Source organism: Cupriavidus sp. 01L46, assembly GCF_056399905.1.
Genome location: NZ_JBFTSF010000241.1, coordinates 1 through 10,171, shown reverse-complemented (window position 1 = coordinate 10,171; position 10,171 = coordinate 1). Strand labels below are relative to the sequence as shown.

The following is a 10,171-nucleotide window of genomic DNA, read 5'->3' as shown; positions in this document are numbered from 1 at the left end:
ATTGGCCCCTGTCCAAGAGATATCAAAAGTTGAGAGGATCGAATGATGGAAGTTGATTATGAAATCTGGAACATAGATGAACTGCTGAACGCATATGTAAACACCCCGGATTTAGCGGAGAGCGTCAAAGTTGGTATGGAGCAACTATTTCTGTTTCTAGAAAATAACGGATTGCTGACCTGTTCTGTGAGCGATGGACATGGACTGGTCGTCAAGCGAGTGCTCAGGAAGAACGACTTAACCACCGAAGGAAAACGTCTTGGCAGCGGGCCTAAGAATGCAGTACATCGCTGGCTTGGTTCCAAAGGAGGGCAAAAGAATCCACCGGACATGAAGATGCTGGAGAAAGCGTTGGCAGAAATTCGGGCAGAAGAGGGATGACTAGCCATGTTTGATGGAATCGTTCTCGTCGGCGACCTTAACCGTTCTGACCATTCTGAGCATCCCCGCCATCGCAGGCCGCGACTGTCGGTACGGCCTGCACTGGCAAACGAAAAACCCCGGGAGTCGTTGATTCCCGGGGTTTTTTTCTTGGCCTTTTGAAGGCCCCCGCACTTCACTCCGCGGTCGCCCCCGAGTCCTTGGCCACCTTGGTCCACTTGGTGGTCTCCGAACGAATGAACCCCGCCAACTGTGCCGGCGCCATATCGCCTGCCGTTACGCCCTGTTCCTCGAAGCGTTTCTGCACCTCGGGCAGCTGCAGGACTTTCGCCAGCTCCGTGCTCACACGCTGCTCGATCGCAGGCGGCGTGCCACGCGGCGCCATCAGCGCGTACCACGTCGTTACCTCGAATCCCTTGACGCCGCTCTCGTCGAGCGTCGGGACGCTGGGGTAGGCGGAGGACCGTTTCGCCGTGGTGACAGCGAGCGCCTTCACCTTGCCGCTGCGTACGTGGGGCGCGGCGGAGGGGCTGGTTTCGATGGCCATCTGGATTTGCCCGGCGATCAGGTCCGTCATCATCGGGGCGCCGCCCTTGTAGGGCACGTGGGCGATGTCGGTGCCCGTCATCGAGCGGAACAGCTCGCCGGATAGGTGTTCGGTGCTGCCGGTGCCGGCGGAGCCATAGTTGACCTTGCCCGGATGCGCCTTGATGTAGGCAATCAGTTCCGGCACGGACCGGGCCGGGATCATTTGGTTGACCAGCAGCACGTTGGGCGTCAACGCGACCATGCCGATCGGGTCGAGGTCCCTGGTGAAATCGTAGGGGAGCGTCTTGTAGATGCCGGGCGCCATCGTGTGTGCGATGGTGGCGAGCAGGAAGGTGTAGCCATCCGCCTGCGCCCTTGCCACGTTGGCGGCGCCGAGCGTGCCGCCCGCGCCGGGCCGGTTGTCGATCACCACCGGCTGGCGCAACGCTTCACCGAGCTTCTGGCCGACGGTGCGGCCGATGATGTCGGTGGTGCCGCCGGCGGCAAACGGGACGACCAGCGAGATCGGCTTGGCGGGCCAGCTGTCCGCCGCGAATGCGACGACACCCGCCGACATGAGGGCGGTGCCGAGGATGCTGGCGATCACGGCGCGGCGTGCGGTGGGCTTCATCTTGTCTCCTGGGGGGATCGTTCTGGTAGTTGGCGGGGTGCGCTTTTTTGCTGGCAAGACTGTACGTAGCGCCTCAGGCCGGCGCCAGTCACGTTCCGGCAAGGGGTCTTCAGGCTTTGTGAAGAGTGGCGCCGGGCCAGCGCCCGTCCTCGACCAGCGCGCGGGTCACGCTGGCCAGCACGGTGCGGGCCGCCAGGCCTGCCGGAGACAGTTCGTCGTCGCAGAGGCTGACCAGCAGGTTGGGCCGATGGACCGTGCTGTTGCTATTGCTGTCAGCGATTTCCAGCATGCGCAGCGGTTCGCCGATCAGCCGGGCCACCGCCGCGCCGGGCTGGATGGTGGCGCCGAGGCCGGCGCGCACCGCATCCATCAGCATCGCCAGGCCGTCGATCTCGGCAATGACGTTGAGCGGGTGCTGGCTGCGCGCAAACGCGGTGTTGAGCAGGGCACGCAAGCCATGCGGGCTGCTTGGCAGGATCAGCGGCAGCTCGCCAAGCTGTTCGATCCGCACGGGCCCGGCCGCCGGTAGTCCCGCAAGTCCCTCCCGGGCGATGACGAACAGGCGCTCGTCAAGCAGCGGCGTCACGTCCCAGCGCTGGGTGCCTTCGATCTGGAACAGCACGGCGAGGTCGAGTTGCCGCGCACCGATCATCGACGCCAGGTTGCCGGAGAGGTTCTCGACCAGGTGCAGCCGGATATCGGGATAGCGCTCGCGCATGGCCAGCATGAAGGGCAGGCCGAGCACGGCGATGGTGCTCGGCGCCATGCCTACGCTGACGTGGCCGGAGAGGCGCGCAAGCTGCGCGGCGCGTACTGCGTCGTCGGCGTGGCGGATGGCCAGCTGCGCCTGCCGCCAGAAGGCCAGGCCCGCGTCGGTCGGGACGACGCCGCTCGATGTCCTTTGCAAGAGGCGGGTCGACAGCTCGCTCTCCAGCCGGCTGATCTGCTGGCTTAGCGCGGATGTGACGACGCCCAGTTTCTGGGCTGCCTGCCCCATGCTGCCCAGTTCCACTACCTGCACGAAATAGCGCAGCTGCCGAAGTTCCATGTGCCTTCCCCGATTCCCTTGCCCGCATCGACTGGCGGTATTGTAGGGTGGTGGGCGCATCGCGAATTGCGCGGCATGCAGGCGCTGCTAAAGCCAGGATGAACAAGGCCTCCCGTCAACGAGAGGCCTTGCGGTAGTGTGCCGGGCGCGAGGAGGCGCCCATTCTTGATCGCGGCGCCGGTGACGGCGCCGTGCGTGCTCAGTGCGGCATGGCGGTGAAGTCCAGCGCGTTGGTCAGGTCGCCCATGGCCTTGCCCTTGTTGGCGAGCAGGGCGGCATCGCGTTGCTGCAGGCCCGGCAGGGTCGGCAGGACAAAGCGGCGGGTGATGAAGCGCAGCGCCGAGGCCGTGTCGTATTGCGTGTGGTCGACAAAGCCCTTCTTCACATACGGCGACACCAGGATCGCCGGGATGCGCGTGCCCGGGCCCCAGCGGTCGCCGGTGGGCACTTGCGCGTGGTCGTAGAAGCCGCCGTTTTCGTCGTAGGTGACGAGGATCAGCATGTTCTTCCACTGCGGGCTCTTCTGCAGCTGCGCGATCACGCTGGCGATATGGGCGTCGCCGTCGGTCACGCTTGCATAGCCGGGGTGTTGGTTCAGGTTGCCCTGCGGCTTGTAGAACGCGACCGCGGGCAGGTTGCCGGCGGCGGCATCTTGCAGGAACTGGCTGTCGAAGTCCTTCAGGTGCGCGCTGCGGTTGGCGGCCTGGGTGACCGGGTCGAAGTTGGCGTAGTAGTTGAACGGCTGGTGGTGCGCCTGGAAGTTGGGCACCGTGTTGTTGTAGATGGCGGTMGGGTCCTGCGTGGCCTTGGCCCAGGCACCGGCGTACCAGGCCCAGCTTACGCCGCGCGCGTTGAGCAGGTCGCCGATAGTGGTCTGGGTCTGTGGCGGCAGCGTGGTCGCCTTGGTGGGGTCGGCGTAGAGGCCCGTGGCATCGGTGGTGGCGGGCTTGTTGCCGCTCGGCTGGTAGTCCGGCTGCATGGTGTTGACGGCGTAGAACATGCCGCTCTTATCCGCGGGTGTCAGCGTGCTGTCGGTCTGGTACACCGCCTTGCCGGAGAGGACCGAGGTGGGATTGCCGGTACCGGGGGTCAGGCGCACGAAGTTGCCGTTGGCGTCGAGATCGATGGCCGAGATCGAGTTCTTGGCCGGCGAGGTGGCCGCGTCGGCGTTCGGGTACTGCGGCGCGCAGGCGCAGATCAGGTACTGGTGGTTCAGGAACGAGCCACCAAAGGCACCCATGTAGAAATTGTCGGCCAGCACGTACTGCTTGGCGAGTTGCCACATCGCCATCTTGCTGCCGTCGTAATAGCCCATCGTCAGGCCGCCTGCGTCGGAGAACGCGGCGTACTTGTCGTTCTTGCCGCCGTTGATCTGCATCTGGTTGTTATAGAAGCGATGAACCAGGTCGCGTGTGGTGACGGATTGCGAGATTTCCACGCCGCTGCCGTTGACGCCGCCAGACGCAAGCGGGGTGTCGATCTGGAACGGCTTGTTCGCCCAGTTGGCGGTGCTGGCCTGCGGCAGCTGCACGGCTTGCCCTGCCGCGGTGAGCCCGCCCCAGGTCGGCGGCAGCACCGGCAGGACGGAGCCATCAAAGTCCTTCTGGGGCTCGACGGTGCCGGTCGAGGTGGGGTTCACGCCGGGGACGCCGTTGGCGCCCGGGAACAGGCCGTAGAGATTATCGAAGCCGCGGTTCTCGGCATAGATCACCACCACGGTCTTGATGTTGTCGAGGGCGACCCGCTTGGCGACGCCGTCGCGCAGCGCCTGGGCGATGTCGCCGCCGCCGGCCACCGAGTCGGCGATCAGGTCGATGGTCTGATCGATCTCCGCCTGCAGGGTCGCCTTGATGGTCTTGTCGGTTTCCTTGTTGTGGTCGGCCAGCAGCTTGTCTGCCGTCACGCCGATGCGGGCGGCCAGACGTGCCTTGGCCGCGGTGAGGTCGCCGCCGTTGGACTCCATGAGCGCGACCAGTTCGGTCGTGATGGCGCTGATCACACCGTTGGCGCTGGCCGGTGCGCGGAACACCAGCGGACGGGTCACGGCTGCGTGGCCGCCGGTGTCATCGTTGCGGAAGGCGTCGCTGCCGATCTCGGCGGCGATCGCGCCCTGGCCGGTGAGCGTAAAGGCGCCGAACTTGTCGGTGTAGGTGCTGGTCTCCGTGCTTTCGCACTTGCCATCGTTGTTGGTATCGATGCAGACCTTGGCGTGTTCGAAATAGCTGCCGGTCACCACGCCCGAGGTGGTGAGGGCAGTACTGGAGTCGCTGCCGCCGCAGGCGGCCATGGCAGCGGCGGCCACCGCTGCAAGGGGATAAAGTCTTAAGGCTCGGCGCATGGAATATCCTTTTTTCGTTATGTGTAAGGCGGTTTTTTTTGGGACAGCCGCGCGATTCTCGCGCCGCTCCATGTCAGATTGATGATGGCGCCAGTACGAGAAAAAGACATCCGGCCGTGCATGACACGCTGCTGTCATGCACGCGTGCTAGCGTGGCGGCGCATTCCTGAATCTCCTGTGCCTGGGCTGCCGCACCCGTCCCGCCCTGGCCATTCCATTTCGCCGCACAGATGCCACCGCGCTTCGTTTTGCCSCTAGTTCCTTCCCCGAACCGCCGCCTTGCCACCGGGGCCTTGCTGCTGGCTTTCGCCCTGACCCTGGCGGGCTGTGGCAAGTCCGCGCAGGAGGGCGCGGCCGCGGCTCCGGCATCCGCGCCGGCGGCCAGCCAGGTGGCGGCACCTTCGCGCCCGGCCTACGCCGATGCGTTCTACACCCTGATGGCAACGCGCCGGCCGCCGGTGCCGGCCATGGCCGCGCTTGGCAAGGCGCTGTTCTTTGATCCCGCGTTATCGGCGTCCGGCCGGCTCGCGTGCGCGAATTGCCATAGCCCGGAACACGCCTATGGGCCGGCCAACGACCTGTCGGTGCAACTGGGCGGCCCCGACATGCTGCGCACCGGCGCGCGCGCGGCGCCGTCACTGCGCTATGTGCAGAACGTGCCGCCGTTCTCCGAGCATTTCCACGAGAACGACGGCAACGACAGCGAAGACGAGGGCCCCACCGGCGGCCACAACTGGGACGGGCGGGCGTCTTCCACGCACGAGCAGGCCGGCATTCCCCTGCTGTCCCCGCATGAGATGGCGAACGCGGACGCGGCGGCGGTGGCCGCCAGGCTGCGCGCCGGCAAGCATGCGCAGACCTTGCGCGAGGTGTTCGGCGCCGACATCCTGGAGCGCGACGAGGTCGCTTTCCAGGCCGCGCTGATGGCGCTCGAGGTGTTCCAGGAAACACCGTCCGAGTTCTATCCCTACAGCAGCAAGTACGATGCGTTCCTGCGGCGGCAGGTCAAGCTGAGCGAGCAGGAAGCGCGCGGCCTGCGCCTGTTCAACGATCCCGCCAAGGGCAACTGCGCGGCCTGCCACCCCAGCGCGATCAGCGCCGATGGCGTCTTTCCCGCCTTCAGCGATTTTGGCTTCATCGCGCTGGGCGTGCCGCGCAACCGCAAACTGGCGGTCAATGCCGATCCGGCCTTCTTCGACATGGGCCTGTGCGGGCCKGATCGCACCGACCTGAAGGCGCGCGCAGAGTATTGTGGCCTGTTCCGCACGCCCGGCCTGCGCAACGTGGCGCAACGCAAGACCTTCTTCCACAACGGCGCCTTTCATTCGCTGGAAGACGTGTTGCGTTTCTATGTGCAACGGGACAGCAATCCCGGCAAGTGGTACCCGCGCAAGGCCGACGGCAGCATCGACAAGTTCGACGACCTGCCGGCGCGGTATCGTGACAACGTGAATATGGAGCCCCCGTTCGGCGGCGCGCCTGGCAGCAAGCCTGCCCTGTCGGAGGCGGAGATCCGCGACGTCATCGCGTTCCTGAAGACCCTCAACGACGGCTACCGCTTGCCTGCAACCCATTGACGAGTCCCGGCGGCAGTGGCTGCTTGCCGGTACTCGGGTGCCTCGCAGGCCTTTCCTTTTTCCAATCCGTCCCCATTTCCTCCTGACACCGTGTTGTCAGGAGATGTCAGCGCCACACTTCAGCGCGCGGCACGCTGCCGTCCTTCGGGATAGGATAGCGGCCTGACCGTACCAACACCGCGATTCGCGATGGCTTTCGCTGCGCTTCCGGGGCCCGAATGCCCTGCCAGGCCCGTCTTCGCCAATCGCACGCCGCACGCAAGCCACCAGCTAGCCACTCGCAAGCCACGCCATAAAGGACGCATCCCATGTCATCCGGTGTCATCCGTATCCGCGGAGCCCGTCAGCACAATCTCAAGAATCTCGACCTCGATCTGCACACCGGCGAAATGACCGTGGTGACGGGGCCGTCGGGCTCGGGCAAATCGAGCCTGGTGTTCGACACGCTCTACGCCGAAGGGCAGCGGCGCTATGTCGAAACCTTCAGCGCCTATGCGCGCCAGTTCCTGGACCGCATGGACCGGCCGCAGGTGGACCGGGTGGACGGCGTGCCGCCGGCCATCGCCATCGACCAGACCAACCCGGTGCGCAGCTCGCGCTCCACGGTCGGCACGATGACGGAGCTCAACGATCACCTGAAGCTGCTGTACGCGCGCGCCGCCGAGCTGTTCGACCGCCAGACCTCGCAGCCTGTGCGGCATGACTCGCCGGAGACCATCTACGCGGAGCTGCAAGCACGTGCCGCCCAGGGCGATCCGCGCCTGGTCGTCACCTTCCCGGTGGAACTGCCGGAAACCACCACCGATGCCGAGATCGAGCAGTGGCTCTCCGTCAGCGGCTACACGCGCGTGCAGGCGCAGCGCGTGGTGGCTTCGCCCACCGGGCCGCGCAAGGTGCTGGACGTGGTGGCCGACCGCTTCCGCCTGGGCAATACCGAAAAGGTGCGGGCGCTGGAAGCCATCGAGGCCTCGCTCAAGCGCGGCAGCGGCCGTGTCAACGTCTACGTGATCGACGCGGCGGACGAGGGCGCGCAGGCGCAGGTGTGGCGGTTCTCGACCGGCCTGCACAGCCCGGAAAGCGATATCCGCTATGCCGATCCGCAGCCCGCGCTGTTCTCCTTCAACTCCGCCTACGGCGCCTGCGAGACCTGCCGCGGCTTTGGCCGCGTGATCGGCGTCGACCTTGGCCTGGTGATCCCGGACGAGCGCAAGACGCTGCGCGGCGGCGCCATCAAGCCAATGCAGACGCCGGCCTGGAAGGAGTGCCAGGACGACCTGATGCGCTACGCCGCCAAGGCCGGCATCCCGCGCGACGTGGCGTGGTCCAGCCTCACCCCGGCCGAGCGTGCCTGGGTGATCGACGGCTCGCCGGACTGGAACGGCAAGTGGAATACGCACTGGTATGGCGTCAAACGCTTCTTCGACTACCTGGAGTCGAAGGCGTACAAGATGCACATCCGCGTGCTGCTATCGAAGTACCGCAGCTATACGCCGTGCGAGACCTGCGGCGGCGCGCGGCTGAAGACCGAGGCGCTGCTGTGGCGCCTGGGCAGCAAGCCGGGGGCGGACGCCGTATGCGCGCCAGACAAGCGCTTCCTGCCGCGCGGCGTGGACTGGGACCGCACGCAGCTCGAAGCGCTGCCGGGCCTCACCGTGCACGACCTGATGCTGATGCCGATCGAGCGCATCCGCAAGTTTTTCGACGAGCTCACGCTGCCGAGCCTGATGCTCGATGACGCGCTCAAGCTGTTGCTGGCCGAGGTGCGCACGCGCCTGAAATACCTGTGCGACGTGGGCCTGGGCTACCTCACGCTGGACCGCCAGAGCCGCACGCTGTCCGGCGGCGAGGTGCAGCGGATCAACCTCACCACCGCACTCGGCACCTCGCTGGTCAAGACGCTGTTCGTGCTGGACGAGCCCAGCATCGGCCTGCATCCACGCGACCTGAACCGCATCGTCGAGGCCATGCATCGCCTGCGTGACGCCGGCAATACGCTGGTGGTGGTGGAGCACGATCCTTCGGTGATGCTCGCGGCTGACCGGCTCATCGACATGGGCCCCGGCCCGGGCGAGCGCGGTGGCAACATCATCTTTGACGGCTCGCCTGCCGATATCCGCGGCTCGGGCACGCTCACCGGCGAATATCTTGCCGGCCATCGCCAGGTGACCGATCTTTCCCGCTGGCAACCTCGCGCGGTTGACGCTGCGACGCCGCGCATCGTGCTGGAAGGTGCCTCCGAGCACAACCTGCGTGACGTCACCGTGGAGATCCCGCTGCAGCGCCTGGTGTGCGTGACCGGCGTTTCCGGCTCGGGCAAGTCCACCTTGCTGCAGGACGTGCTGTATCCCGCCATGGCGCGCCAGTTCGGCAAGTCCACGGATGCGCCCGGCGCTTTTCGCAGCCTCGCCGGCGCGGAACAGGTGGCCGATGTGGTGTTTGTCGACCAGTCGCCCATCGGCAAGACCGCGCGCTCCAACCCGGCCAGTTATGTGGGGGCCTTCGACGAGATCCGCAAGCTGTTCGCCAAGGCGCCCATGGCGCTGCAGCGCAGCTATACCGCCGGCATGTTCAGTTTCAACTCGGGCGACGGGCGCTGCCCCACCTGCGGCGGCTCTGGCTTCGAGCACGTCGAGATGCAGTTCCTCTCCGACGTCTACCTGCGCTGCCCGGATTGCGATGGACGGCGCTACCGCGCGGAAATCCTCGAAGTGAAGATCGAGCGCGCGCTGCGCGGCCAGCCGCCGCGCGCGCTCAGCGTGGCCGATGTGCTCGAGCTGACCGTGTGCGAGGCCGTGGCGTACTTTGCCGGCGACGCGGCGGTGCTGCGCGTGCTGCAGCCGATCGTCGACGTGGGCCTGGAATATGTGAAGCTGGGCCAGCCTGTGCCGACATTGTCGGGGGGCGAGGCCCAGCGGCTGAAGCTGGCCGGCTACCTGGCCGAGACCGCGCAGGCGAGCAATACGCGCGTCAAGYCGATGCCGTACGAGTGCAAGCTGTTCATGTTCGACGAGCCCACCACCGGGCTGCACTTCGACGACATCGCCAAGCTGATGCGCGCGTTCGGCAAGCTGCTGGATGGCGGCCATTCGCTGATCGTGATCGAGCACAACCTCGACGTGGTACGCGCCGCCGACTGGATCATCGACCTCGGCCCCGAGGGCGGCGACGCTGGCGGTGAAGTGCTGTGCGTGGGCACGCCGGAAGACGTCAAGCGCTGCGCGCACTCGCATACCGGCAAGGCGCTGCTGCAATACGACCGCGCCGTCGGCCATGCCTTTGTCGCGGAGGACGCGGGCGTGCCCTTGCAGGCCGCCTTGCGCGCGGCGCGCGCGCGCCGCGCCATCGAGGGTGAGGACGTGGTGCGCATCGTCAACGCGCACGAGCACAACCTGAAGGCGCTCAACGTCGATATCCCCCACGGCAAGTTCAACGTCATCACCGGTGTGTCGGGCTCGGGCAAATCCACGCTGGCTTTCGACATCCTGTTCCATGAAGGGCAGCGCCGCTATCTCGAATCCCTCAATGCCTACGCGCGCTCCATCGTGCAGCCCGCCGGGCGCCCGGAGGTGGATGCGGTGTACGGCATTCCGCCCACCGTGGCCATCGAGCAGCGCCTGTCGCGGGGCGGGCGCAAGAGCACGGTCGCGACCACCTCCGAGGTCTGGCAC

Annotated in this window: 6 protein-coding genes; 3 read left to right on the top strand and 3 right to left on the bottom strand. The window is 66.2% G+C overall.

Annotated features, from left to right (window positions below; genetic code table 11):
• The first annotated feature begins 42 nt into the window (after positions 1-42).
• A complete protein-coding gene (locus AC1DS3_RS29520; protein ID WP_441632355.1) occupies positions 43-381 on the top strand; it encodes a hypothetical protein in 339 nt (112 codons plus the stop codon).
• 175 nt (positions 382-556) lie between these two features.
• Here AC1DS3_RS29520 and AC1DS3_RS29515 read toward each other — a convergent pair whose 3' ends face one another.
• The 3 genes from AC1DS3_RS29515 to acpA all read right to left on the bottom strand — a co-directional run bounded on the left by AC1DS3_RS29515 (position 557) and on the right by acpA (position 4,926).
• Positions 557-1,540 (bottom strand): Bug family tripartite tricarboxylate transporter substrate binding protein, encoded by a 984-nt coding sequence (locus tag AC1DS3_RS29515; RefSeq protein WP_441632357.1) that lies wholly within the window; start codon positions 1,538-1,540, stop codon positions 557-559.
• Positions 1,541-1,649: 109 nt separating this feature from the next.
• Complete coding sequence (locus AC1DS3_RS29510; RefSeq protein WP_183032835.1) at positions 1,650-2,588, bottom strand: LysR family transcriptional regulator; 939 nt, start codon at positions 2,586-2,588, stop codon at positions 1,650-1,652.
• 199 nt (positions 2,589-2,787) lie between these two features.
• A complete protein-coding gene (gene acpA / locus AC1DS3_RS29505) occupies positions 2,788-4,926 on the bottom strand; it encodes an acid phosphatase (RefSeq protein WP_441632359.1) in 2,139 nt (712 codons plus the stop codon).
• Positions 4,927-5,156: 230 nt separating this feature from the next.
• Between acpA and AC1DS3_RS29500 the strand changes: the two genes are divergently transcribed.
• Positions 5,157-6,503 carry a cytochrome-c peroxidase gene (locus AC1DS3_RS29500; protein ID WP_441632361.1) on the top strand — a complete coding sequence of 449 codons (1,347 nt, stop codon included), beginning with the start codon at positions 5,157-5,159 and terminating at the stop codon, positions 6,501-6,503.
• Between the two features lie 308 nt (positions 6,504-6,811).
• A partial coding sequence (uvrA, locus tag AC1DS3_RS29495) for an excinuclease ABC subunit UvrA (protein ID WP_477128500.1) occupies positions 6,812-10,171 on the top strand: 3,360 nt, incomplete at its 3' end.

Coding starts and splice junctions, on each gene's coding strand:
- AC1DS3_RS29510 (WP_183032835.1), bottom strand. CDS start 2,588: ATGGAACTTCGGCAGCTGCGCTATTTCGTGCAGGTAGTGGAACTGGGC.
- AC1DS3_RS29515 (WP_441632357.1), bottom strand. CDS start 1,540: ATGAAGCCCACCGCACGCCGCGCCGTGATCGCCAGCATCCTCGGCACC.
- AC1DS3_RS29520 (WP_441632355.1), top strand. CDS start 43: ATGATGGAAGTTGATTATGAAATCTGGAACATAGATGAACTGCTGAAC.